Here is a 24,668-nt window from a genome sequence, read left to right as displayed (position 1 = left end):
TGTAAGCGGGATAGGAAACGTATTCGTTGCACACTATCTGTCCATTCATTGTATGGAGATTCTTTCATGGCCCTGATTCGCCTTGCGTATGCCAGTGAAGCGACCTTTGAAGCCAAACCGGCAGAGCAGGGTGTTGAACCCCATGTCGCCAGAATTCTGATGACGTCGCGCAAGAACAACGCCCGGCGCGAAATTGTCGGTGGCCTGTACTACGGTGACGGTCATTTCTTCCAGTATCTGGAAGGTGAGGAAGAGGCTGTACGAAGCACCTTCAAACGCATCATTGCGGATGGACGCCATCGTAATGTCAGGACGCTGATTGAAGCGCCGGTGACGCGGCGCACCTTCAGCAATTTGTCTATGAAGTATGTACCGGCTTCAAGCGACGTCCGCAGGCTACTCAGCAAGCACGGTCTTGAAACGTTCAATCCTGTGCAGTTCTCCGCGGAACAGTGTGAGGAGATGATCGATCTTATCCGCAGTTCCAGCCACGATCATAAGCTGGTGAACCATAATGCGGATCACAATGTTGCAGCGAGCCAGCCAGGATTCTTCTCGAAAGGCATCACGTTCGGTTTGGTGATTGCTGCTATCGGTTTGATTGGTGCACTCGCCTACGCCGGAACCCTGCTCTGATGAGCTCAGGGTCATAAGCCAGCCTAATGCGGCTGGATAAGATATCTTTATTTGCTTCATGGAGTGACTCTGTTTAGCTTGATGGGAATCAAAAACGGCACTTACGTTTTCCCAAAAACAATGGAGTCTCAGAATGAAAGCCATCCTCTGTAAAGAATACGGCCCGGCCGAGAAGCTGGTGATAGAAGATGTTGCGAGTCCCGAGGTCAAAGGTCACGGTGTAAAAATCCGCGTGAAGGCGGCGGGTCTGAACTTCCCCGATACCCTTATCATTGAAAACAAGTACCAGTTGAAGCCGTCCCTGCCATTTTCACCTGGCGGTGAAATGGCCGGTGAAGTACTTGAGGTGGGTGAAAAAGTTACCCGCTTCAAACCGGGCGACCGGGTCGCCGGCCTGACCGGATACGGTGCCTTCGCTGAGGAAATCGTGGCGCCGGAACAGAACCTGCTGCCGGTACCTGATGCCATGCCCGACGAAAAGGCCGCGGCTTTTTCCATGGTCTATGGCACCTCTTACTATGCACTGAAGCAACGCGCTAATCTGCAGCCGGGCGAAACCCTGCTGGTACTGGGTGCCAGTGGCGGTGTTGGCCTGGCGACTGTGGAGCTGGGCAAAGCCATGGGCGCCCACGTTATTGCCGCAGCCAGTTCCGCCGAGAAGCTGGCGGTGGCGAAAGCAGCCGGTGCAGATGAACTGATCAATTACACCGAAGAGCCGCTGAAAGAGGCGGTGAAGAAGCTGACCAAGAGCAAAGGTGTGGATGTCATCTACGATCCGGTCGGCGGGGACTTCACTGAACAGGCCCTGCGCGCCATGGCCTGGAACGGCCGCCACCTGATCATCGGCTTCGCCGCCGGCGATATCCCCAAGATTCCCGCTAACCTGACACTGCTGAAGGGCTGTTCCGTGGTCGGCGTATTCTGGGGTAGCTTCACCCAGCGCGAACCGGAGGCCAGCGCCCAGAACATGATGGAGCTGATGAAGCTCTACGCCGAGGGCAAGATCGATCCGAAGATCAGCGAAGTGTTCGAATTCGAGGACTACGCGAAAGCTCTGGGTGCCCTGACTGAGCGGCGCGCTACCGGGAAGGTGGTGCTTAAGGTCGGCTAGGTCTGCAGCTTGGGAGTTAGGTTATTGTAGCCTGCTTGATTTGGTGGTGACGCCGTGTCGGGCAGGCCTTCCCAAAAACCGCTACGAGCACATCCATGTGCGCTTCGTTCCGGCCATCCATGGCCTCCAAGATTTTTGGGAAGGCCTGCCCGACACGGCTTATCAGCTTCATAGATATGTCCCGATCATCGAAACGTAGGTCGGATCAGGCGAAGCCGTAATCCGACAATCCAGATGAAGAGGCGCGCAAAACTGTCGGATTAGGCCTGTGGCTAATCCGACCTGCGTACTTACGCTTTTGAATTTGAACGGATATAACTGAGTTGGCCGAACGCGCTGGTAGGCGCCCCCTCCCAAAAATTTCGGAGGCCAGGGATGGCCGGAGAGAAGCGCACATGGGTGAGGCTGAGCGTTTATGAAGCGAAGCTTCATGCGACAGCCGAACGACAGCAATCTGTGATTGCTGGCTGGACCCCGGAGGGGTGCTTGTAGCGGTTTTTGGGAGGGGGCGCCTACCAGCGCAGTCCCCCCAAACCATCAGGCTAGGGCCCAAAGAAGCCGGCCCCTCCAAAAGTCAGAAACTAACCTTCCCAGCATCAATCTCGGAAACCAGCTTCTCATCAAGTTTGGTATACCCGTCGGTACGAGGCAGCCAGGCATAAACTTCCTCGCCAGATTTGCCGAGGGAATAGCCGGCTTTCTGGATATCCACCTTGCGATACTTGAACGTGCCGGTTTTCTCGATGGCGTGGGTCACGCGCACGAACACCGGAATCGCGTAAGCGGGCAGGTTCTTCTTCAGGTAAGCGAACAGCTTGTTGATATCGAACTCGCTGCCGTTGTTCTGAGGCACCAGCGTGACCATACCGGCCTTGCCGTTGGTTTTGGGAATTTCCACGCCGTAGACAATGGCTTCCTCCACCATGCCCGAGCCGTCGAGGATGTTCTCCACTTCCGTGGTGGACACGTTTTCGCCCTTCCAGCGGAAGGTATCGCCCATGCGGTCGACGAACTGCAGGTGGCCGCAGCCGATTTCCTTGAGCACGTCGCCGGTGTTGAACCAGGCATCGCCTTTCTTGAACGCATCGCGAAGGATGGATTTTTCTGTGGCCTCTTTCTGGGTGTAGCCCTCGAACGACCACTTCTTGGTGATCTCGCCAATCAGCAGGCCTGGCTCGCCCTTGCGAACGGCTTGCATATAGCCCTTCTTGTTGCGGATCGGATCCCGGGTGCCTTCGTGGAATTTCACCAGTTTGTACGGGGCCGTGGAGAAGCCCACGGTGTTGTCCATGTTGAAGAAGTTGGAGAAGCCGATGTTGCCCTCACTGGAGGCATAAAGTTCCGCCACGGTTTCGATGCCGAAGCGGTCTTTGAATTCCTTCCAGATCGACGGACGCAGGCCGTTGCCGATCATCTTGGTCAGGCTGTGGTTGCGGTCCTGCTCGCCCGCGGGCTGGTTCAGCAGGTAGCGGCAGAGCTCACCGACATAGCCGAAGGTGGTGGCGTTGTAATGGCGCACATCGTCCCAGAAGGCGCTGGCGGAGAACTTGCGGCGCAGGGCGATGGACGAGCCGCCGGCCAGTACCGAGCCCCAGCACACCAGCAGGGCCGTGCCGTGATAAAGCGGCAGTGTGCAGTAAAGGACATCCTCCGGCTCCATGGCCAGGGACATCAGGCCGAAGCCGCCATAGGCTTTCACGAACTTGCGGTGGCTGCCGGGCGCGGCCTTGGGCAGGCCGGTGGTGCCGGAGGTAAACAGGTAAATCGCGGTGTCACCCATTTTCGGCGGGTTGCTCAGTACCGGATTGGTGCCACCGTGGGCGCTGACTTTCTCCGCCATGTTGACGTAGCCTTCCGGAGCATCGCCGAAGATGTTGAGGGTATTGGTATCGGCCAGGAACAGGAACGGGGTGCGGTGCCGGGTCAGCAGGTCTGCCTTGACCGCGTCGAACGGTTCTACCAGCTCTTCGCCAACCACCACCATGCGGGGTTTGATCAGGTTGACGCTGTGCTCCAGCACCTTGCCTTTCTGGGAGGTGTTGAGCATGGCACAGGACACGCCAATCTTGGCGGCACCGGCCACGACTGCCAGAATTTCCGGGCGATTTTCCAGGAAGACGGCGATGGACTCGCCCTTGACCAGTCCCTGGGCCAGCAGGAAATTGGCAATACGATTGGCCCAGGCGTTGAATTCGGACCAGGTCAGGCTGCGATCTTCGTAGGCGATCGCCGGACGAGACGGGTATTTTTCCGCATTGCGTTCCACCAGGGTGCCGAGGGTCAGTTCTTTCTTTTCGTTCTTGACCGAGTAGTAATAGTAGCCCTTGGCAATGGAAGGGAAGCGGCGAACGATGCCGGGGATGCTGCGGACGATGTCGCGGGCTGAAACGTTATCTTGACTCATGGTGCTATCCGTAAGGGTGTTGAGTTGTCGTTTTATCTTTTCGGCCCCGGGACACCATCCGCCGTCGGGGCTAATCCAGGAACAGGTCCGGTAACAGCGGTCTGTCGCCCGCTGCGTACCGGTACTGTTCAAAATCGGTTACGCCATCGTCCCTGAGGACGTCTTCGTCGATCAGGGCCTGGCCGGTGAGGCTCGTGCCCGGGCGGTTCAGGATGCTGACCGCGGCATCGGCCATGATCTCGGGCTTGCGGCCCTGGGCCATCATTTGTGGACCACCCAATTCAAACTCGATGGCCGCCGTGGCGATCAGCGTTTTCGGCCACAGACAGTTGACGGCAATGTCGTAACGCTTGAATTCCTCTGCCATTCCCATGCTGAGCATCGTCATGGCGTACTTTGTTGTCGTATAGGGTCCGTACTGGGCGAACCATTTTGTGTTCAGGTTCAATGGCGGCGACAGGCTCAGGATGTGAGCATTGTCGGACGCCTTCAGCCAGGTCAGCGCGGCCTGACTGCACAAAAACACCGCGCGGGCGTTGACCTGGTGCATCAGGTCGTAGCGGCTGGCCTTGAGGTTTTCCACCCCGGTCAGCCTGATGGCGCCGGCGTTGTTTACCAGCACATCAATGCCGCCAAAATGTTCAGCGGCCTCATCCACACGCTCACGTACCAGTTTCTCATCCCGGACATCCAGGACCAGAGGCAGGGCCTGTCCACCAGCGGCGCGAATTTCCTCCGCCACACTGTGAATGGTGCCCGGTAATTTCGGGTGTGGCGTGTCGGACTTGGCTGCGATCACCACGTTTGCCCCCTGCCTGGCACAGGCCAGGGCAATGGCCCGGCCGATACCCCGGCTGCCACCGGTGATAAACACTGTTCTGTTGTTCAGGCTGTTCATGCGCTGGCCTCCTGATCTTCTGACTCTGCGGCTGCGATGTTGACCAGCATCTGGCTACGTTTGACCTGGTCGCCATTGCTGACAAGCACCTCATCCACCACGCCATCCCGATCTGCCTTGACCGGATGTTCCATCTTCATGGCTTCCAGTATAACCAGTGTGTCGCCCTGCTGGACGGTCTGGCCCGGTTTTACCAGCACATCGATGATGGCACCGTCCATGGAGGCCTGTACTTTGCCACTACCGGCACCGTTGGCGCTTGCCGCCGGCTGGTGGGTTACGTCCCGCACAGACCAGGCTTGCCCGAACGCCTGCAAATATAGGGAATCCCCTTCACGGTGATATTGGCAACGTTGACGTACGTTGTTGTCGATGATGCATAACAGGCCATCACCGAGGTTCTCCAGAAGCAGTTGATAATGACTGTCGCCATGGCTGACAGACACTGTATTTCCGGTCTTTCGCACCAGAAGCTCAACAGTTTCCCCGCCAGTGTCCAGCCGCATTGGCGTCATGGTCGCTGGCGCATTGCTCCAGCCGCTCTGGCCTGAAATGCCATGGTTGAGAATGCAGGCAGCCAGAGCGAGTTCGCGGATACCTGGAGTGTAAGGTGCCAGTGACGGATCGTCGCGAAAGGCCTGTTGCAGGAACGCGGTGGTCGCTTCGCCTGCACCGAAGGTTTCATCGGCAATGATGCGGCTGAGGAAATAACGGTTGGTCGTCACCCCGAACACAGTGGTGTCTTCCAGGGCACGAATCAGTCGACGGCGTGCTTCGTCCCGATTCTGGCCCCAGGCAATGACTTTGGCAAGCATGGGGTCATAGTGTGGCGTGATGGTGTCGCCGGAGCGCACGCCGGTATCGAAGCGCAGACCTTCGCCCTGTGCGGGGGCAAAGGCGTACAGCGGGCCGGTTTGCGGAGTGAAATCGTGAGCGGGATCCTCGGCGTACAGTCGCACTTCAATGGCGTGGCCGTTGAGCTGAATGTCTTCCTGCTTGAGAGGCAGGGGCTGACCTTCGGCAACGGCCAGCTGCCAGGCCACGAGATCCTGTCCGGTGATCAGTTCGGTGACCGGGTGTTCCACTTGCAGGCGGGTGTTCATTTCCAGGAAGTAGAAGTTGCGATCTTTGTCTACCAGGAATTCGACGGTGCCGGCACCTTCGTAATTGCAGGCGAGGGCGGCTTTAACGGCCGCTTCACCCATGGCTTGTCGCAATTCCGGGGTGACGAAAGGTGAGGGAGCTTCTTCCACGACTTTCTGGTGGCGCCGTTGCACGGAACAGTCCCGTTCGCCGAGGTAGACGGCGTTACCGTGACGATCGGCGAAGACCTGGATTTCCACGTGGCGGGGCTCGATGACTGCCTTTTCGAGGATCAGTTCGTCGTCACCGAAGGCTTGTTTGGCTTCGGAGCGAGCACGTTTGATGTTGTCCGCCAATTCGGTTTCTTGTTTGACCAGTCGCATGCCCCGGCCTCCGCCGCCGGCGGAGGCTTTGATCATCAGTGGGTAGCCGATGTCGCCTGCGGCGCTGATGAGCTCGTCGTCGCTGGCGTTATTACCTTCGTATCCGGGGACGACGGGTACGCCGGCTTCCTGCATGGCGATTTTTGAGCGGCGCTTGCTGCCCATGAGTTCGATGGCGTTCGCTGGAGGTCCTACAAAGATCAGGCCAGCCTCTTTGCAGGCGTTGGCGAAGCCGGCGTTCTCGGAAAGGAAGCCGTAGCCGGGGTGGATGCAGTCGGCGCCGGTTTTCCTGGCTGCTTCGAGGATGGCGTCGACGTTCAGGTACGACGCGGACACCTGAGCAGGGCCAACGCACACGGCTTCGTCGGCCTCATGTACGTGCAGGGCGCGGGCGTCGGCTTCGGAGTAGATGGCTACGGTCCGATACCCCAGGGCTTTGGCGGTGCGGATGACCCGGACGGCAATTTCGCCTCGGTTGGCTATTAGGAGCTTCTTCAACATGGTGCTTGTCTCTTGTGATGGTGCCTGTCCGCACCTATGCCGGGGGAGTGCCTCCAGAAAACCGCTACGAGCACATCCATGTGCGCTTCTCTCAGGCCATCCTTGGCCTTCGAAATTTTCTGGAGGCACTCCCCCGGCACAGGTGCTCCCGCGATCATTCGACGTCGCCTGCCCATTTCGGGGGGCGTTTCTGCACAAAGGCCATGGTTCCTTCGGCGCCTTCGTCGCTCCGGATGGCCGCCGCAAACTTTTCCGCTGCACTATCCAGCAACCCGCTCATGGACTCGTGACCAACCCGGTGCAGTAACGCTTTCGTTTCTGCCGTCGCCTTTGGTGCACAGTGACGAACGCGCTCAAGAGCCTGACCGAGTAAGTCGTCGATCTGTTCGTCCGACGTCGCTACCTGGTGAACAATTCCGAGCGTGCATGCCTCTTTCGCATCAATTCTCAGGCCCAACAACGCTAGTCGACGGGCCTGAGTCAGGCCGATGCGTTCGACCACAAAGGGTGCGATCTGCGCGGGGATAACCCCGAGCGAGGTTTCCGGCATGCCGAATTTGGCGGTCGGCCCGGCGATGGCGACGTCTGAGACGCAGGCCAGGCCGAAGCCGCCGCCCATCACCGCGCCTTCGGTGATGGCGATGACGACTTTTGAGGATTCGTTCACCTGTTGGATCATCTGGCCGAAGGCCCGGTTCAGGCGATAGAACGGGTCGGCTTCGCCGTCACCGGTTTCCTGTCCACGGGCTCCGGCCATGTCTTTGATGTCACCGCCGGCGCAGAAGTGGCCGCCGGCGCCGCGGATGACTGCGGCGCGTATGCTGATGTCGGTTTCGATCTGGGCGAATACCGCCGACAGTTCCGCCACCATTTGCAGGCTCATGGCGTTGCGCACGTCCGGCCGGTTGATGGTGATGTGCAGGGTGGGCCCCTCTATCTCCAGTAGCAGCGTTTCGCAATGCGGTAGCTGGTCCATTGATCGCCTCCCTGTATCAGTCTTTGCGTTTACCTGGCAGGGTTCCCATCATCTTGCAGATGATGCCCAGCATGATTTCATCGGCACCGCCGCCGATGGACGCCAGTCGAACATCGCGATAGGCGCGGGACAGCGGGTTGTCCCACATGTACCCCATGCCGCCCCAGTACTGAAGGCAGCTGTCGGTAACTTCGCGGCCCAGTCGGCCGGCCTTGAGCTTGGCCATGGATGCCAGGCGAGTCGCGTCCTTGCCGTTGACGTGGAGTTCGCACGCTTCATAGGTTAGGGCGCGCAGGGCTTCGATTTCGGTTTGTAACTCGGCGAAGCGGAAGTGGATGACCTGATTGTCGATCAGGGGCTGGCCAAAGGTCTTGCGCTCGCGGCAATACTCGATGGTCTTCTCGACGCAACCTTCCAGCGCCAGAATCATGTTGGCGGCGGCCCACATGCGCTCTTCCTGGAATTGCATCATCTGCATCATGAAGCCGGTACCCTCCGCGCCAATGCGGTTGCGCTGGGGCACGCGGACATCGTCGAAGAACACCTGGGCCGTTTCTGTGGAGCGCATCCCCAGCTTGTTCAGGTGGTTGCTGAAACTGATGCCCGGAGAGTTCATGGGGACCACGATCAGGGACTTGTTCTTGTGAGGTTTGTCGTCGGATGTGTTTGCCAGCAGGCAGATGAAGTCGGCCTTGGGTGAGTTGGTGATCCACATCTTGGAGCCGTTGATGATGTAATCGTCCCCATCTTTCTTGGCGGTGGTCTTGAGCCCTGCAACGTCCGAGCCGGCTCCGACCTCGCTGACGCCGATACAGCCCACCATGTCGCCCGCGATGGCTGGAGCCAGGAAGTCCCGTTTCAGCTCATCGGAGCCAAATCGTGCTATGGCGGGGGTACACATATCCGTCTGCACCCCGATGGACAGAGGCACACCGCCGCAGAGGGTGCGACCGAACTCTTCCGCCGCCACCAGGTTATAGCTGTAATCCAGTCCCATGCCGCCATATTCTTCAGGTTTCTGAATACCCAGCAGGCCGAGGTTGCCCAGTTTCTTGAACACCTCATGGATGGGGTATTCACCGGCTTCTTCCCATTCGTCGATGTATGGATTGAGCTCTTTCTCAACGAAATCGCGGACGGTTTTCCTCAGGGCCTTATGTTCGGGTGTGAATTTCATTTTGTTGTGCTCCTCGGGTTAGTTCCTGCCTGCTTGTGTTGGTGCAGGTCCTTTAGCTTGGATGCGAGTGTGTGGAACGCCTTCCAGAAAACCGCTACGAGCACATCCATGTGCGCTTCTCTCCGGCCATCCATGGCCTCCGAAATTTTCTGGAAGGCGTTCCACACACTCGCTTTGTCTATAAATGTGGTGCTGCTTACTGAAATTTTTGTTCAGCCTTAGTTCTTTTGTAGGTCGGATTGGCCACAGGCTTAAACCGACCTACGTTTGTTTTCCCTGCTATGGCCTTTAGAGAAGCCTTCTCGTTAAAGGCGCTAACTCTGGGCTTGGTCGAACCGTCTGGGAGGGCGTGTCCAAAAATTTCGGAGGCCATGGATGGCCGGAGAGAAGCGCACACGGACGTGCTTGTAGCGGTTTTTGGACACGCCCTCCCAGACGGTGCCCCCACCCAAACAAGCAATCCACGAGGCGGGCTCCTCCATTACAGCCGAGCAACACCAAACGTATTAGGCCGCAACTGCCGCGCCTCGGCCTCCCGGCACACGTCCAGAACGAGAGCCACCACCCGCCGCGTATCCCGCGGGTCGATCAGGCCGTCGTCCCACATGCGGGCCGTGCCAAACAGGGCAGTGGAGCCGTCTTCGAGCTTCTTGGCCGTGGCCTGCTCCAGAAAATCCAGCGTCTTCGGATCCGGCTCCATGCCACCCCGGCGCTGCTTGTCCTCCGCCACGATGCGCATCACCTTGCCAGCCTGGGCCGGGCCCATGACGGCGGTGCGGCTGTTAGGCCAGGCGAAGATAAATCTCGGGTCCAGACCGCGACCGCACATCGCGTAGTTACCTGCACCATAGGAACCGCCGATCACAATTGCGACCTTTGGCACCCGGCAATTGGCCACGGCCTGAATCATTTTTGAGCCGTGTTTGATGATGCCGTTCTGTTCCGAGTGCGTGCCTACCATGAAACCGGTGGTGTTATGGAGGAACAGCAACGGTGTGCCAGCCTGGTCGCAGAGCTGGATAAATTGGGCGGCTTTGGCGGAACCAGCCGGGGTGATGGGGCCGTTGTTGCCGATGATGCCGACGGAGTGACCCTCGATGCGGATGGTGCCGCAGACCGTCTGATCGTCGAACTCGTTCTTGAAGTCCATGAACTTTGAGCCATCGGCGATGCGGGCCAGAATTTCGCGGACGTCGTAGGGTTTTTTGGAATCCGCCGGGATCACGCCCAGCAGCTCTTCCGTCGGGTATCGCGGCTCCTCCCAGGTCAGCTCGCGCTGGGGTGGCAACTGCTCGTTCCAGGGCAGGGTTTCCAAGATATTGCGGGCCTGGCGGATGCCGTCGGCGTCGTCTTCGGCCAGGTATTCGGCGGTGCCGGCGACCTGGGCGTGCATTTCCGCGCCGCCCAGTTCTTCATCCGTGGCCACTTCTCCGGTGGCGGCTTTCAGCAGCGGCGGGCCGGCGAGGAACATCTTGGCCTGGCTGCGCACGGCGACCACATAGTCGGACAGCCCCGGCTGGTAGGCGCCACCGGCGGTGGCGTTGCCGTGAACCACGGTGACCTGGGGTATGCCGGCGGCGGACATGCGCGCCTGGTTGGCGAAGCCACGGGCGCCGAGCACGAAAATATCGGTGGCGTAATTCAGGTTGGCGCCGCCGCTCTCTGAAAGAGACACCACCGGGAGTTTGTTCTCCATGGCGATCTGCTGCAGGCGCAGGGTTTTGTCGAGACCGGCCGGGGTGATGGTGCCGCCCTTGATGGCGCTGTTGCTGGCCACCACCAGGCAGCGAATGCCGCTGACGTAGCCGATGCCGGCGATGATGCCACCGCCGGCCATGCTGCCGTCTTTGTCATCGTGCATCTTGTAGCCGGCCAGTGAACAGAGTTCCAGAAACGGTGCACCCCGGTCCAGAAGTCGGTTGATCCGGTCCCGCGGCAGCAGTTTGCGCCGCTTGGTGAACTTTTCCCGCGCTGCCTCCGCCAGATCCAGAACCTTCTGTTCGACTTCGCGAAAGGTGGTGATATGGGCTTCCATGGCCTCAGCGTTGGCGCGGAAGTCGTCCGACTGGGGGCTTACGGTGGATTCGATGACCTGCATTATGCGCTCCTCAGTCTTCGCTCAGCACTTTCGGGGTGATGGCGCGGTGGAAGCCGTTGTAGGGTTCGTTGTTTTTGGCTTTCGGCAGTGGCCAGACCCGGCCGCCCTGGGAGGCACCGCCGTCAATGCGCAGGCAGTCACCGCTGATGAAGGCGGCACCCTGGCTCAGCAGAAAACAGATGGCGGAGCTGACTTCCGATTCGGTGCCCATGCGCTTGATGGGCACGTTGTCGCCCAGGCTGCGAATCCACTGGCGCATGTGTTCGGGGTAGTTGTCCATGCCGCTGGAGGCTATCCAGCCCGGGGCCACGGCGTTGACACGCACACCGGATGCGCCCCATTCAACGGCGGCGGTCTGGGTAAAGTTGACCATGCCCGCCCGGGCTGCGCCGGAGTGGCCCATGCCGGGCATGCCGCCCCACATATCAGCAACAATGTTGACGATGGAGCCACCGGTTTTGGATAGCGCCTGGGTGTAAGCTTCCCGTGCCATCAGGAAGCCGCCGGTGAGGTTGGTGCGCACCACCGTTTCCCAGCCTTTCTGGCTGATACCTGTCAACGGGGCCTGGAACTGGCCACCGGCGTTATTGACCACACCATGCAACCCGCCATGCTCGGCAATGATGGCCTTCACTGTGGCTTTGACGGATTCCTCTTCACGGATATCGCAGGCGTGGGCGGAGGCGATACCGCCGTCTTCGATGATTTCAGCTTTCACCGCTTCCACCTTTTCCGTCTTGCGACCGACCAGCGCCACCCGGGCACCGAGTGCGGCCAACTCGTGGGCGGTACAGCGACCGATGCCGGAACCGCCGCCGGTGACGATAAAGGTCTGGTCCTTGAACAGGTCAGGGTGAAAAATGGATTGATAGCTCATGAACGTTTTCCTTTCTCCAGAACGGCCCGGGCAACGGGCACAGGGAATTCCAGTAACTGCTGGGCGAAGGCCTTGCCTTGCGGGTCGATGCGCAGGCTGGCGACGCCGCCGCCGCCAAGGCTGTGCTCCAGCAGGAAGTTAAAAGCGTGGAAACCGGGCAGGGCCCAACGGGTGACCTTGCCGGTTCCGGGATTCAGAGTGTGTGCCATCCACTCGGCAACGGCCGATTCGGTCAGCGCTGCTTCTATAAAGGGCACAAAATCCGGGTGGCGGGCAATCACGCCGATATTGCTGTGGTCGCCTTTGTCGCCACTGCGGGCCCAGGCCAGATCCAGCAGGCGGACGGTGGTATCCGTTGTCAGTGAATTCTTTGTGGAAGCTTGTTCGGCCATTGTGGCGGCATCGAAGCCACCGGTGGTGTCCACGGTGACAGGCTGTTTCTCGCCGCCCAGATCAACCGCAACGGTGACTTCGGACTTCGGTACCAGGCATGAGTACAGCCGTATCTTCGGCCACACGGTCGGGCGGCCGCCGACAATGCCGGTAATACCCGGTGCCATGCCGGTAGCGGCCTGGGCGATCTCGCGGGAAAACAGCACCAGGGCTTCTTTCTTGGGGTGTGCGGTGCTGATTTTTACCACTACTTCCCGGCAATCCTGTCGCTGGCCTTGGGCGCCGTATGTGGCTTCTGTGCCCAGCAATTCAACGCTGGTTTCGGTGTATTCGGGCAGGCCGCGTTCGCTGAACATGCGGGAGGTTTTGGCCAGGATCGCATCAGCCACAGTCTGTGCCTTGGCTTTCGCCTCAATGCCGGCAAGCAGGAAGGTCACTGTGCACTTGAATCCGTCCGGCCAGGTGCCGGATACCTTATAGCTGTCGGTGGGCGGCATTCCCCGGGCGCCGCGAACCGCGACCCGGTCAGCTCCGGTTTCCGACAGCTCAACACCGGTGAAGTCGCAGGTCACATCCGGCAGCAGGTAAGCGCGTGGGTCACCGATTTCATACACCAGCTGCTCGGCCACGGTGCCTCGGCTGACTTTTCCTCCCGTGCCTTCTGGCTTGGTGATCAGGAAGTCGCCATTGGCGCTGACCTCGGCAATAGGAAAGCCCATGTCAGCGTAACCTTCGGCCACATCTTGCCAGTCGGTGAAGTTGCCGCCAGTGGACTGTGCGCCACACTCAAGAAGATGACCGGCGAGGCTGCCCTGGGCAAGCTTGTCGTAATCGCTCCAGTGCCAGCCAAATTCGTGTACCAAAGGGGCCAGCACCAAAGCGCTGTCTGCCACGCGCCCAGTGATAACGATGTCTGCCCCCTGAGCCAGCGCTGCCACCAGACCCGGAGCGCCCAGATAGGCATTCAGGCTGACCATCATCGGTGGCATAGCCTGTCCGGTGGTCATTTCGGTGATGCCTGCCTCGCTGAGTTGTTTCTTCTTGGGCATCAGGTCGTCGCCCAGCACCAGGGCAATCTTCAGATCCACGCCGGCTTTGTCACACAGTGCTTGCAGCGCATCGCGGCAGGCGGCCGGGTTGACGCCTCCGGCATTGGCCAGCACCCGAATACCTTTGTCCTTGATGTCGCCTAGCAGCGGGCCCATGACGGTCTGAACAAAGTCCCGGGCATAGCCCTGGGTGGGATCCTTCATTTTCTGGCCTGCCATGATCGACATGGTGATTTCGGCCAGGTAGTCCGCGACCAGGTAATCGATATCGCCGCGCCTGACCAGCTGTGCGGCGGCGGTCTCGGTGTCGCCCCAGAAAGCGGCGGAACAGCCGATGCGAATGGTTTTCGGGAAATCTGCCATGGTATCTGCCTTGTTCTTTATGGCCGTCGTCGGGAATCAGCTTGCCTGACCGGACGGGGTTCTCCAGTGATAGAAATGACAATACCAAGCAAGCGCTTGGTTTGTAAACAGGGAAATTGCAGGTAGAATGGCGGAACTGTTTTTGCTGCTGGATACGCCCCGTGACCCAAGACGCCATTCTCCATTCCCTTATTGCTGAAAACCTTGTTTCTGACCCTGCAGGTGCTCGTGGGCGATTGCTGCGGGAGGCCGCCCGGCTATTCCGTGATAAAGGTTATGAACGCACCACGGTCCGGGATCTGGCGGCCGCTGTCGGTATCCAGTCCGGCAGTCTGTTCCACCATTTCCGCACCAAAGAAGAAATTCTCAAGGCAGTGATGGTAGAGACTATTCGCCTGAACACGGCTCTTATGCAGGCAGCCATGGATGCAGAGAGCACCTGCCATGGAAAACTCCGTGCCCTCATTCGCGCCGAACTGGAATTCATTAATGGTCAGACCGGGGAAGCCATGGCGGTGCTGGTGTATGAATGGCGCAGTCTTTCCGAGGCCTCAAGGGTGGAAGTGTTGGAACTAAGGGACATCTACGAGCAGCTATGGCTGGATGTATTGAACGCGATGAAGCACCAGGGCGATCTGAAGGCGGAACCTTTCGTTGTGCGTCGGATGCTGACTGGTGCTCTGAGCTGGACGGTGACCTGGTATCGACCGGATGGTGGGCTGAGTCTGGACGGGTTGACGGATCAGGTGATCGCAATGATGGGGCTGGCGGAATAAAAAATTGAAACCCTTTTCCGGGACTTTCGTCATTGGTACAAGCGTGCCTACATTAACTGGCCTTCAAAACACTTGTTTTTCATCAAGATAACTTTCTATTCTTTCTTTCACTGGGGGCCATTGGCCTGATCGGCATAACCAATTCGGCATTCGAGCCATTTTTGTCTGACAAGATTAACCGCATTCTTTGTATCGTCGAAGGTGCAACAGGTTCTTGGGGTGATGGCACCGTCTCACGCTGATCAAGCGGGGACTAAACCTGATAAAAAGCTGGTCCCGTCATCCCGGACATATAAAAACAACGTAGAACACAGGGCGAATTATGATCTCTTCACAGGCAAGATCCCTTGGCCGCATGGTTTCCATGCGCAGCAAACTCCTGATTCTGGCCGCTCTGGCCTTGCTCGCCGGTTGCTCGGCAAACCCGATTTACTCCACCACGGGCGTGGTGCTTTCCAGCTATGCGGAAGGGGAAGCGGTCCCTTACGTATTGCAAATGTCCGATCCGGAAATGACCTGTGCCCTTGGCGAAAGCCTTGATCCTTTGGTGTACTCATTTTCACGTGTCATAGATGCGCCGGATACCACCGGCTCTCTCATGATGCTGCTTGCCGGTAACTGTTCGGAGGCCCGTGCCTGGGAAGCTGAACTGGAATACCTGCGTGAAGATTACGCCGCTAATGTGCCTGCCGCGAAGGATGCCCGTGAGCGGGCGAAGCGCCTGAACGCGCAAACAGCCAAGCGCCGTTATATTGCCTTTCAGCGTGCCATGGCCGCCTACGATTTTGATCCCGGTGCGGAGGAACTGGAGTGCCCGTTCCTGTTTGAAGATCAGGACGAGCTGACCTTCCTGGTCGGTCTTCTGACGGGTATGCAGGCGATCGTCAACGATGCCAATTCCGGCGCTATGGCGGGCGTTCCCCGCAACATCGCGCCGCAGGCCGAACGTGCCGCAACCTGCCTGGATAACGAGAAGTGGGGTGGATTGCCTAATGCGGTGCGTAGTCTGGTCTGGTTGCTGTTGCCGGATACTCGCCCTGCGTTGTCCCCGGACCCTTGGGAGGTTCTGGAAAACAGCTCCAAACTCTCAATTGAAGCTGGTTTCCGGGTTTCCATGGCGCTGGAGGCAGTGGCTGCAGAAACCTTTGGTCGGCCAGACGTCCTTGAAGACCTGATTGCACGATTTGCAGAGGCAGACAACACCATCGAGATCAACGATGACTATCGGTTGCTGGATGAAGTCGCCCGTGACGTAATTCAGTTCTCTTCCGATAAACACTGGACGGCCAATTACGGTCATCGGACGCCACAACGCTATTTCGGCAAGATGAGCCCGGAACGCGAAGAAGAAGTTGAAACCATGAACCTGGATGACCTGCTGTAAGCAGGCGTCCGGACATGTCAATGCAATCCCTTACAAACACAAGAATGACCCGGAGGTCAGTTATGATCCGTAAATCCCTTGCTGCCTTATCGCTCGTCGCTGTTGCACCGTTTGCCTCAGCCGAACCAATCAAAATGTGCGTGTTTGATGTCATCGGCGCCAATGGTGACATGTTCAACATGGTCAAGGACTACGCCCTTGAGATGAAAGCTCATGGCGTCGATTTCGAGCTTAAGCCATACACCGACGAAGGTGTTGCGGTCGGTGATTTCAACTCTGGCCAGTGTGATGCGGTTGCGGCAACAGACCTTCGTACCAGGCCATTCAACAGGTTCACCGGCAGTCTCAGTGCTGTTGGCGCGATTCCGACTTACGATGATCTGAAGACAGTACTGGCAACCCTGGCAACACCCAAGGCCGCCCCGTTGATGAAGGATAACGGCTATGAAGTGTTGGGCATTGTACCTGTCGGTGCCGGTTACCTGTTTGTAAACGATCGCAGTATCGATACCGCAGGCGAACTGGCAGGCAAACGCATGGCGACTCTGGATTACCAGAAAGACGCCATCCACATGGTTAACCATGTGAAGGCTACCGTCGTTCCCTCCGATATCACCAATTTTGCCGGCAAGTTCAACAATGGTTCTGTTGATACTGCCTATGCCCCTGCCTTCGCTTACGAAGCGCTGGAGCTTTACAAGGGTGTCGGGGAAAACGGTGGCGTCGTTGATTACCCGCTTGCTCAGCTCACTATCCAGGTCATTGCCCGTGATGGGGTGCTGGATGATGAAACCGCCCAGAAATCTCGTGAAGTGGCCTGGGGTATGTATGGTCAGGCCATGGGCCTGATTACCGGTCTGGAGGAAGCCATCCCTGAGGAGAAATGGATTCGTCTGCAGGAGGCGGACATCGAGGGGTATCAAGAGATGTTCCGCGAGAACCGTATCCAGCTTCGTGACGGCAGCCATGGTGCAGAAAAGGTTTACCATCCCAAGATGATGAGCCTGCTCAGCAAGATTCGCTGCTCCAGCAATCCGTCTGCGTCTGAATGTACTGCAAGCGATCGCGAATAATAACTTCAAGGCGGATCCTTCATGAACTGGCAAGCGATATCAACAGCCGGTGCCAAGACCCTTTACCCCGTGCATCGTTTGCACGGGGTCATACTCTTGCTGCTCCTGCTTTTCACACTTCTCCTTGGCATGGGGAATTCCCTCCACTCCAGAATGCTCTGGGTGGGGGAGCAGACCTGGCCCAATTACTATCTGCTGAATCCGGACGCGACCGAACCCACGTGTAACAGGACGATGGATGTCGAGGCCGAGGTGCAGAAGCGGCTTGATGCCTACGAGCCTGATCCCGACGATCTATTCAGTTCCCCGCCGAACGCTGCCTCCATCCGGGAGTCCCTGGAGCGGAATCTGGCGCTCTGCGAAGAGAAGTACGAGATGTACGCGGAGAACCAGAGGAACGCCACGCCAGCCCTGTCGGTATTCAAGACCGTAGAGCAGGGATTCGCCTCGTTTTTGCTGGAAAACATTGAACTGACCAAGTTCCTGTTCATTGCAATGTTTGCGATGGCCGCCGCGATCTCCGCTCTGGATGCCGATCACATAGCGTTGAGGCTACCTCGCAACCGGGCGGAATGGCGCTTGAGTCAGGGGGTACAGCTGGGCATTAACGGGCTCATGGTGTTCTCGCTGCTTTCCTACGTCGGGAAGCTGGAGACCTCGCCGGGGTCGGAAGACAATATCGTGTTACAGAATGCCTGGGCTGCTGTGTTCGGGTTGTTCATGGTGATTAACCTGGCGCGCTTTATCAATGTCCCGGAGCGGATGAAGGCGGGGAGCCTGAAAGCGTCCTCCGGCCTGGTGCTGCCGCTCTACTGCGCGATGGGCCTGATCGCGATGAGCTACTTCTTCTTCGTGGACGGGTATTCTTCCGGTCTTGCCATCTACTTTGGAATGATGACCAACCTGTCGTCGATGTTCATCAACATCGGTCTGTACGTGTTGGTGGGTATGGCACTGAAGCAGACGCGCATACCGGAGTTGTTGCTGAACATAATCAAGCCGTTCCAGCTGCCCGCGCCCATGCTGGCGTCCGTGATGATCTTTGCCACGGCCTTCCCCACGGCCTTCACCGGGGCGTCTGGTATCTTCATCCTGGCCGTCGGTGGTGTGGTCTACGATGAGCTGCGACGCGCCGGTGCCGGTCGCCAGTTGTCTCTGGCAACGACAGCCATGTCAGGCAGCCTGGGTGTGGTGTTGAATCCATGCCTGCTGATCGTTGTGGTCGCTGCCCTGAACAAGGAAGTCACAACGACCGAGATGTACGGTTGGGGCTTCTGGGTGTTCATGATGTCGGCGACATTGTTCTCCATCATTGTGTGCAAGACCCAGGGTAACTGGAAGCCGCGTCCTGCACCGGGTGCGTTCCGTGAAGCGCTGAAACAGCTTCGCCCTCTGGCGCCTTATGCAGCAGTGGCTGTTGGCGTGATTCTGGCCATCTGGATCATTCTGGGACTGGGCTTCAACGAGTACAGTGCTCCGATGATCATGCCGCTGGTGATCCTGGCTCTGGTCTTCCTGGACGCCAACAAAGATAGCCGGGACGACGGACAAACCCGCTCCCACGCGTTCTGGAGCCGCAGCACCGCTGCCGCCAGTGATGCGGCGGTTCACATTGGTGCATTGCTGGCGCTGATTGGCTTCTCGATTTGCCTGGGGGGCATCCTGGAGCGGTCTGACATTGTTCACGCCCTGTTCCCGGAGGACCTCACAAGTCCGTGGATTGCCATGCTGGTGATTGTGGTTATGCTGACCGTCATTGGTATGGTGATGGATCCATTCGGCGCAGTCGTCCTGGTGTCGGCAACCATTGCCCAGCCAGCCATTCAAATGGGTATTGATCCTCTGCACTTCTGGATTGTCTGCCTGGTGGCGTTTGAGCTGGGTTATCTCAGTCCGCCGGTAGCACTGAACCACCTGTTGACCCGTCAGGTGGTGGGTGAAACTGAAGTGTTGGCTGCTGAACGTACAGGTTCCTTCTGGCACCGTTACGAGCGCCTGTTGCTGCCTCTGGCGGTCATGGTACCGACATTGCTGATATCAGCTTTCGTGCCACTGTTCTTCTACGCCCTTTAAACCGGGGCCAGGGAGACACAATGAACCACCGGTGGGGAGACCTGCCGGTGGTTTTTTGCATCCGGGTATCGTTGGGGAACGTAATCACAACAGAAATCGTCAGATAACCTGTGGCACTGTGCTATACCCTTAAGTACAGAACACGTATCAATGACAGGAGTCTGGTAGGTGCAGATGGTGACAAAGCGGTTGCGAATCGGTGGTTTACTTATTGCCGGAGTGTTGTCCGGTTGTGGCGGCGGTGGTGGGGGCGGCAGCGTGTCCGGCGAGGTACAGGCGGATCTGGCAGGGGCCGTGTCCATAGAAAACCGCACCAGGGTGGATCTGGATACCGCAGATGATATCCGGGTGGGCCTGGCCGGGGATAACGATTCCAGAAACACATCCCAGGCACTTCCCAATACCGCCGTGGTGGGTGGTTACCTGAGCTCGTCTCGCGGTACCTATAACACCAATACGCCAGATAATTTTGAGTATTTTACTGATCGTATTGATATATACGCTGCCGAACTCTCTGAAGGAGACAGGATCAGTTTCCAGGTCTTCGAGTCACCTCAGTCCTATTTTCCGATTGGAACCTTGCCCCCGCAGCGATCCCTGAGGGTGGTTGATGCGGATAGTGGTCAACCGGTGTTTACCCTCAGTGAATCTTCTGGCTCTGTTCCGATAACCGTGGTTTTGGGTTCTGATGGGGCTGGTTTTGATGAGGGCGCTTATTTCATCGAATTGAGCACCTCTGGCGGCGCTCCATTCCGGTATGTGCTGACCTTGGCCAGTGAGAGTTCCGCCAGCGTAATGAATACCCGTTACGCCGAACCGGATTTTCTGGTCGATGAAGCGGTCGTTACCTTTAAATCAGAAAGCTCAGTGGGTCAGGGTGGTCCTGCTGTAGCCCAGGCGATGTCTGCTGCGGAGGCACGTCATCTTGGTGGTCATTCATGGCGGGTTCGCCGGAACGTGGGGCAACCGGTTACCGCGTTGTCGGCACAAACTACGGAAAGCATGCGGGCGGACACCCTGAACTGGATTCAGCAGTTGGGTGAGCGTGCGGACGTTGAGGTGGCTGAGCCCAATTACATTTACACCGCCCAACAGGTCACGCCGGACAATGACCCATTGTACTCCCGGCAATGGAACTATCCGTTGATTCAGTTGCCACTGGCCTGGCAGGCCGCCCCCGAGGGCGGACTGGATGTCGGGATTGCGGTGATGGATACCGGATTGTTCCGCAATACGCCGGCGTCCAGCGGTGCGTGGCACCCGGATGTTGATGCCAATGTGACGACACTCGGTTTGGCTGTCATGGACTATGTCTCGGCGGACCTGGATATTGACAGTCGCTGGGGGGATCCGAGCGGTCGGGATAGCAATCCGGCCGATCCCGGTGACGGCAGAGCCCAGAGCAGCAGCTTCCACGGAACTCATGTGGCCGGAATCGCCGGCGCGGTCGATAACACCTCAGGCGTGATTGGTGTGGCGCCCAGGTCCCGTATCCTGCCTGTCCGTGTGCTCGGAGAAGGTGGAGAAGGCAACTCGGCGGACCTGATTGATGCCATCAACTGGGCGGCGACCCGCAGTGAAATCGATGTGATTAACCTCAGTCTTGGGGGGCTGGGGCCCAGTCAGAGCCTGGAAGCGGCGGTCAATAATGCGACTGAAGCCGGTAAACTGGTGGTTGCAGCGGCGGGTAATCAGGGCACAGATGAGGCGACCTACCCGGCGGCCTTTGCTAACGTCGTGGGTGTTGGGGCGGTGGATGGCGCGGGTAAGCGCTCCTCCTACTCGAACATTGGTCCTTCTGTGGACTTGGTCGCTCCTGGAGGTGATGCCAGCCGTGATGCCAATCAGGACAATCAGGCTGATTTGATCATTAGCACCTGGGGCACGGATGACGGTGGTGTTTTTGTTCCTGGATATGCTGGCCTGCAGGGTACATCCATGGCCGCTCCCCATGTGTCTGGGGTCTATGCCCTGATGAAATCCGTGGACCCGACCATGACACCGGATCGTTTCTTTACGTTTCTGGTCGGTGGCCAACTGACTAATCCCCCGCCCAATCAGACGGAATATGGCGCTGGCATGATTGACGCCCTCAAGTCAGTGGACGCGGCTCTGGATGGGAATACTTCAACTATCCTGGCGGCCAGGCCTTCCAGCCTGCAGTTTAATGGAGTGGTAAATCAGCAGGAATTCAACTTTGCCAAGTACCCCTCCAATGCCAACATCACGATTGAGAGCGTGACTGATTCAGCGACCTGGCTCAGTGTGAATCTGGAGGCTGGGCCGGTCAGTACAACCGACCCGGTGACTGCATTGGTGGATACCTCAGGTCTGGATCAATCCCAGTCATACAGCGCTGAGATTGAAATCGGATACCGCGACAATTCCGGGCAGCCTACCGTCAGTCCGCTGGTTATTCCGGTGACATTGCAATTCGGCGACTCACCGGAGGACCTGGATGCCGGTCGACACTATGTTTTACTGGTCAGCACCGACGATAGCCGGGAAACCGTTGCTCAAACGGTCGTCAATGCCTCGGAGGGGCAGTACAGTTTCGCATTTGACGAAGTAGACCCCGGCGAGTATTTCCTGGTGGCCGGCACCGATATGGACAATAACGGACTGATCTGCGAAAACGGCGAAGCCTGCGCAGAATACCCGGTCAACGGCCTTCCTGAAAAAATCGTCATTGGTGGTGAGCCCGTCTCCGGTGTCACACTGAACACCAGCTTCAGGCGCCCGACCATTGCGGCCATGGGACTGCCTCGGTACGGTTTCGAAGGGTACCGCCTGAAAACCGGAACCGATGAACAGGGTGAGCCTGTACGTCAAGTGGAGACAAATCGTTGAAGTTACGTTATTCCAGAGTCGGTTTCGTGGTAAGCGTTCTGTTGTTTGCCGGGTGTGCCGCTACGGTCAGCCGTTCCGAGACGTCAGAGGGTGCACCCCTGGCTCGCCAGGTGACGCAGTCCGACCATTGTGGATTGACCGCGCCTGGCGTGGTCTATGTGGAGCGATACGAACAGCTTGAGCGGTTATCCCGACTGCCCGCCCAGAATCTGGCACTGGAGTCACTGGCGACCGTAGACTTTGAGCGCGAGCATCTGGTACTGGTCGGATTGGGTCAGAAACCGACAGGCGGTTACGGCGTTACCCTGGATTCGTCCGCCATCATTGATGGTGTGCTGGAGCTTGCGGTCAACGTCCGGCAGCCTTCCTCCGGTACTATGGTGACGCAGGCCCTGACCACGCCCTGTGCGGTCATCGCGGTCAGTCCGGATGCCTGGGACCGTGTGCGGGTGTCCGGCGCCGGTATGGAGACGATGACCCGCAAACGCTAGATCCCCCTCCTCTGACGACCCGTGCCCGGCCCGCGCCTGCGCCGGGTTCATCATCGGGGCACAAAACAACCGTTGATCTTTCTCCGTGAATCCCTAAGCTATGGGCCAGTTTGATAACAAATCCGCGGAGCCTCTTCCTGCTTATGAGCCAGCAACAGTATAACGCCGACGCTATTGAAGTCCTCAGTGGTCTGGATCCCGTTCGCAAGCGTCCGGGCATGTATACGGACACCAGTCGCCCCAACCATCTGGCGCAGGAAGTTATCGATAACAGTGTGGATGAAGCCCTGGCCGGCCATGCCCGCCGAATTGACGTAGTGTTGTACGCCGACGGTTCCCTGAGTGTCGAGGACGATGGCCGAGGCATGCCGGTGGATCTGCACAAGGAGGAAGGTCTGCCGGGTGTGGAGCTGATCCTGACGCGTCTGCATGCCGGCGGCAAGTTCTCCCAGGGCAACTACAACTTCTCCGGTGGTCTGCATGGGGTAGGGGTGTCCGTGGTCAATGCCTTGTCGACCCACCTGGAAGTCACCATCAAGCGGGATGGTCAGTTACATCGTATGACGTTTGCCGATGGTGAAAAGGCCTCCGAGCTGGAAGCCATTGATACAGTCGGCAAGCGCAACACGGGTACCCGCCTGAAGTTCACCCCGGACTCGAAGTATTTCGACAGCCCCAATTTCTCGGTCAGCCGCCTGCGCCACAATTTGCGTGCCAAGGCGGTCCTGTGTCCGGGCCTGACGGTGACCTTCATTCAGGAAAAGACCGGCGAGAAAGACGAGTGGTGTTATGAGGAAGGGCTTCGGGACTACCTGCGCACCGCCCTGGCGGATATCGAGGCGATGCCGCTGGATCCGTTTACCGGCAGTTTCTCCGGCAATAAGGAAGCAGTGGACTGGGCCATACAGTGGCTGCCGGAAGGTGGCGAGGCTGTGATGGAAAGCTACGTCAACCTGATTCCGACCGCCCAGGGTGGCACTCACGTGAACGGGCTGCGTACCGGTCTGCTTGAGGCCATGCGGGAGTTCTGCGAGTTCCGCAGCCTGTTGCCCCGTGGCGTCAAGCTGTCCCCGGAAGACATCTGGGAGCGTTGTGCCTACGTGCTGTCGTTCAAGATGCAGGAACCGCAGTTCTCCGGCCAGACCAAGGAACGCCTGTCTTCCCGGGAAGCCGCGGCGTTTATTTCCGGTGTCGTCAAGGATGCCTTCAGCCTGTGGCTGAACCAGCACACCGATGTTGCCGAGATGCTGGCGGAACTGTTTATCAGCAATGCCCAGCGCCGTCTGCGTGCCTCAAAAAAGGTTGCCCGCAAAAAGGTGACGTCCGGCCCGGCGCTACCCGGGAAGCTGGCGGACTGCTCCGGTAGTGATGCCAACCGCTCCGAACTGTTTCTGGTTGAGGGTGACTCCGCCGGCGGGTCTGCCAAACAGGCCCGGGATCGGGAATTCCAGGCGGTCATGCCGCTGCGCGGCAAAATCCTCAATACCTGGGAAGTGGATTCGGGAGAAATCCTGGCTTCCCAGGAAGTACATGACATTGCAGTCGCAATCGGTGTGGATCCTGGATCGGATGATCTGGCGGGGTTGCGGTACAACAAGGTCTGTATTCTCGCGGATGCGGACTCCGACGGGCTGCACATCGCTACCTTGTTGTGTGCCCTGTTCGTCAAGCATTTCCGCCCCTTGGTTGCGGCGGGTCACGTGTTTGTCGCCATGCCGCCGCTCTACAGGGTCGATCTGGGTAAGGAAACCTTCTATGCCCTGGATGAGCATGAAAAGCAGGGTATCCTGGATCGGCTGGCGGCGGAGAATCGTCGTGGCAAAATTTCTGTGACCCGCTTCAAGGGCCTGGGTGAGATGAATCCGCTCCAGTTAAGAGAAACCACCATGGCGCCCGATACCCGCCGTCTGGTGATGCTGACCATCGAAGAGGGTGACGATACCGACAGCCGTATGGATATGTTGCTGGGCAAGAAGCGCGCATCGGATCGCCGTTCCTGGTTGGAAACCTACGGCAATATGGCGGATATTGCGGTTTGATATTCCTGGGAGTGCTTTAAAAAGCATCCTTTA

Annotated in this window: 17 protein-coding genes; 9 read left to right on the top strand and 8 right to left on the bottom strand. The window is 58.3% G+C overall.

The window, feature by feature from the left end; all coding sequences use genetic code 11:
• Positions 1-66 precede the first annotated feature (66 nt).
• Both MARLIPOL_RS02035 and MARLIPOL_RS02030 read left to right on the top strand, forming a co-directional pair.
• Complete coding sequence (locus tag MARLIPOL_RS02035; protein ID WP_012136396.1) at positions 67-636, top strand: BLUF domain-containing protein; 570 nt, start codon at positions 67-69, stop codon at positions 634-636.
• Between the two features lie 133 nt (positions 637-769).
• The gene (locus MARLIPOL_RS02030; RefSeq protein WP_012136395.1) at positions 770-1,747 is read left to right on the top strand and encodes an NADPH:quinone oxidoreductase family protein; all 978 of its coding nucleotides are present in this window, start codon (positions 770-772) and stop codon (positions 1,745-1,747) included.
• 574 nt (positions 1,748-2,321) lie between these two features.
• Here the strand turns inward: MARLIPOL_RS02030 and MARLIPOL_RS02025 are convergent.
• The 8 genes from MARLIPOL_RS02025 to MARLIPOL_RS01990 all read right to left on the bottom strand — a co-directional run bounded on the left by MARLIPOL_RS02025 (position 2,322) and on the right by MARLIPOL_RS01990 (position 13,949).
• Positions 2,322-4,151: a long-chain-acyl-CoA synthetase gene (locus MARLIPOL_RS02025; protein WP_012136394.1), complete on the bottom strand. Its 1,830-nt coding sequence runs from the start codon at positions 4,149-4,151 to the stop codon at positions 2,322-2,324.
• Positions 4,152-4,221: 70 nt separating this feature from the next.
• A complete protein-coding gene (locus MARLIPOL_RS02020) occupies positions 4,222-5,049 on the bottom strand; it encodes an SDR family oxidoreductase (protein ID WP_012136393.1) in 828 nt (275 codons plus the stop codon).
• Entirely contained in the window at positions 5,046-7,016 is a 1,971-nt protein-coding gene (locus MARLIPOL_RS02015) for an acetyl/propionyl/methylcrotonyl-CoA carboxylase subunit alpha (protein WP_012136392.1), read from the bottom strand. Before MARLIPOL_RS02015 ends, MARLIPOL_RS02020 begins: the two co-directional genes overlap by 4 nt.
• Before the next feature lie 154 nt (positions 7,017-7,170).
• Positions 7,171-7,992, bottom strand: a complete 822-nt coding sequence (locus MARLIPOL_RS02010) for an enoyl-CoA hydratase/isomerase family protein (protein ID WP_012136391.1) — start codon at positions 7,990-7,992, stop codon at positions 7,171-7,173.
• A gap of 16 nt (positions 7,993-8,008) precedes the next feature.
• Positions 8,009-9,169, bottom strand: a complete 1,161-nt coding sequence (locus MARLIPOL_RS02005; protein ID WP_012136390.1) for an acyl-CoA dehydrogenase family protein — start codon at positions 9,167-9,169, stop codon at positions 8,009-8,011.
• A 481-nt stretch (positions 9,170-9,650) separates the two neighbouring features.
• Positions 9,651-11,267, bottom strand: coding sequence for an acyl-CoA carboxylase subunit beta (locus MARLIPOL_RS02000; protein WP_012136389.1), 1,617 nt, complete (start codon positions 11,265-11,267; stop codon positions 9,651-9,653).
• Positions 11,268-11,277: 10 nt separating this feature from the next.
• Entirely contained in the window at positions 11,278-12,144 is an 867-nt protein-coding gene (locus MARLIPOL_RS01995; protein ID WP_012136388.1) for an SDR family oxidoreductase, read from the bottom strand.
• Positions 12,141-13,949, bottom strand: coding sequence for an acyclic terpene utilization AtuA family protein (locus MARLIPOL_RS01990; protein WP_012136387.1), 1,809 nt, complete (start codon positions 13,947-13,949; stop codon positions 12,141-12,143). Before MARLIPOL_RS01990 ends, MARLIPOL_RS01995 begins: the two co-directional genes overlap by 4 nt.
• Before the next feature lie 161 nt (positions 13,950-14,110).
• On the opposite strand from MARLIPOL_RS01990, the gene MARLIPOL_RS01985 reads away from it, so the two are divergent.
• From MARLIPOL_RS01985 to parE, 7 genes are all read left to right on the top strand, one after another.
• The gene (locus tag MARLIPOL_RS01985; protein ID WP_012136386.1) at positions 14,111-14,725 is read left to right on the top strand and encodes a TetR/AcrR family transcriptional regulator; all 615 of its coding nucleotides are present in this window, start codon (positions 14,111-14,113) and stop codon (positions 14,723-14,725) included.
• Between the two features lie 322 nt (positions 14,726-15,047).
• Positions 15,048-16,109 (top strand): hypothetical protein, encoded by a 1,062-nt coding sequence (locus MARLIPOL_RS01980; protein WP_036190280.1) that lies wholly within the window; start codon positions 15,048-15,050, stop codon positions 16,107-16,109.
• 62 nt (positions 16,110-16,171) lie between these two features.
• A complete protein-coding gene (locus MARLIPOL_RS01975) occupies positions 16,172-17,182 on the top strand; it encodes a putative solute-binding protein (RefSeq protein WP_012136384.1) in 1,011 nt (336 codons plus the stop codon).
• Positions 17,183-17,203: 21 nt separating this feature from the next.
• Positions 17,204-19,255 carry a TRAP transporter large permease subunit gene (locus MARLIPOL_RS01970; protein ID WP_012136382.1) on the top strand — a complete coding sequence of 684 codons (2,052 nt, stop codon included), beginning with the start codon at positions 17,204-17,206 and terminating at the stop codon, positions 19,253-19,255.
• A gap of 174 nt (positions 19,256-19,429) precedes the next feature.
• Complete coding sequence (locus tag MARLIPOL_RS01965) at positions 19,430-22,105, top strand: S8 family serine peptidase (RefSeq protein ID WP_228677579.1); 2,676 nt, start codon at positions 19,430-19,432, stop codon at positions 22,103-22,105.
• Entirely contained in the window at positions 22,102-22,596 is a 495-nt protein-coding gene (locus MARLIPOL_RS01960) for a protease complex subunit PrcB family protein (RefSeq protein WP_012136380.1), read from the top strand. The genes MARLIPOL_RS01965 and MARLIPOL_RS01960 overlap by 4 nt, the downstream gene beginning before the upstream one ends.
• Before the next feature lie 143 nt (positions 22,597-22,739).
• A complete protein-coding gene (parE, locus tag MARLIPOL_RS01955) occupies positions 22,740-24,635 on the top strand; it encodes a DNA topoisomerase IV subunit B (protein ID WP_012136379.1) in 1,896 nt (631 codons plus the stop codon).
• The last annotated feature ends 33 nt before the right edge of the window (positions 24,636-24,668 follow it).

This window comes from Marinobacter lipolyticus SM19 (assembly GCF_000397065.2).
Lineage (GTDB): Bacteria > Pseudomonadota > Gammaproteobacteria > Pseudomonadales > Oleiphilaceae > Marinobacter > Marinobacter lipolyticus.
This window is presented reverse-complemented; position numbering and strand designations above follow the sequence as displayed.

Bases quoted from the DNA above. Each gene is read 5' to 3' on its own strand.
- MARLIPOL_RS02035 (WP_012136396.1), top strand. From the start codon at position 67: ATGGCCCTGATTCGCCTTGCGTATGCCAGTGAAGCGACCTTTGAAGCC.
- MARLIPOL_RS02030 (WP_012136395.1), top strand. From the start codon at position 770: ATGAAAGCCATCCTCTGTAAAGAATACGGCCCGGCCGAGAAGCTGGTG.
- MARLIPOL_RS02025 (WP_012136394.1), bottom strand. From the start codon at position 4,151: ATGAGTCAAGATAACGTTTCAGCCCGCGACATCGTCCGCAGCATCCCC.
- MARLIPOL_RS02020 (WP_012136393.1), bottom strand. From the start codon at position 5,049: ATGAACAGCCTGAACAACAGAACAGTGTTTATCACCGGTGGCAGCCGG.
- MARLIPOL_RS02015 (WP_012136392.1), bottom strand. From the start codon at position 7,016: ATGTTGAAGAAGCTCCTAATAGCCAACCGAGGCGAAATTGCCGTCCGG.
- MARLIPOL_RS02010 (WP_012136391.1), bottom strand. From the start codon at position 7,992: ATGGACCAGCTACCGCATTGCGAAACGCTGCTACTGGAGATAGAGGGG.
- MARLIPOL_RS02005 (WP_012136390.1), bottom strand. From the start codon at position 9,169: ATGAAATTCACACCCGAACATAAGGCCCTGAGGAAAACCGTCCGCGAT.
- MARLIPOL_RS02000 (WP_012136389.1), bottom strand. From the start codon at position 11,267: ATGCAGGTCATCGAATCCACCGTAAGCCCCCAGTCGGACGACTTCCGC.
- MARLIPOL_RS01995 (WP_012136388.1), bottom strand. From the start codon at position 12,144: ATGAGCTATCAATCCATTTTTCACCCTGACCTGTTCAAGGACCAGACC.
- MARLIPOL_RS01990 (WP_012136387.1), bottom strand. From the start codon at position 13,949: ATGGCAGATTTCCCGAAAACCATTCGCATCGGCTGTTCCGCCGCTTTC.
- MARLIPOL_RS01980 (WP_036190280.1), top strand. From the start codon at position 15,048: ATGATCTCTTCACAGGCAAGATCCCTTGGCCGCATGGTTTCCATGCGC.
- MARLIPOL_RS01975 (WP_012136384.1), top strand. From the start codon at position 16,172: ATGATCCGTAAATCCCTTGCTGCCTTATCGCTCGTCGCTGTTGCACCG.
- MARLIPOL_RS01970 (WP_012136382.1), top strand. From the start codon at position 17,204: ATGAACTGGCAAGCGATATCAACAGCCGGTGCCAAGACCCTTTACCCC.
- MARLIPOL_RS01965 (WP_228677579.1), top strand. From the start codon at position 19,430: ATGGTGACAAAGCGGTTGCGAATCGGTGGTTTACTTATTGCCGGAGTG.
- parE (WP_012136379.1), top strand. From the start codon at position 22,740: ATGAGCCAGCAACAGTATAACGCCGACGCTATTGAAGTCCTCAGTGGT.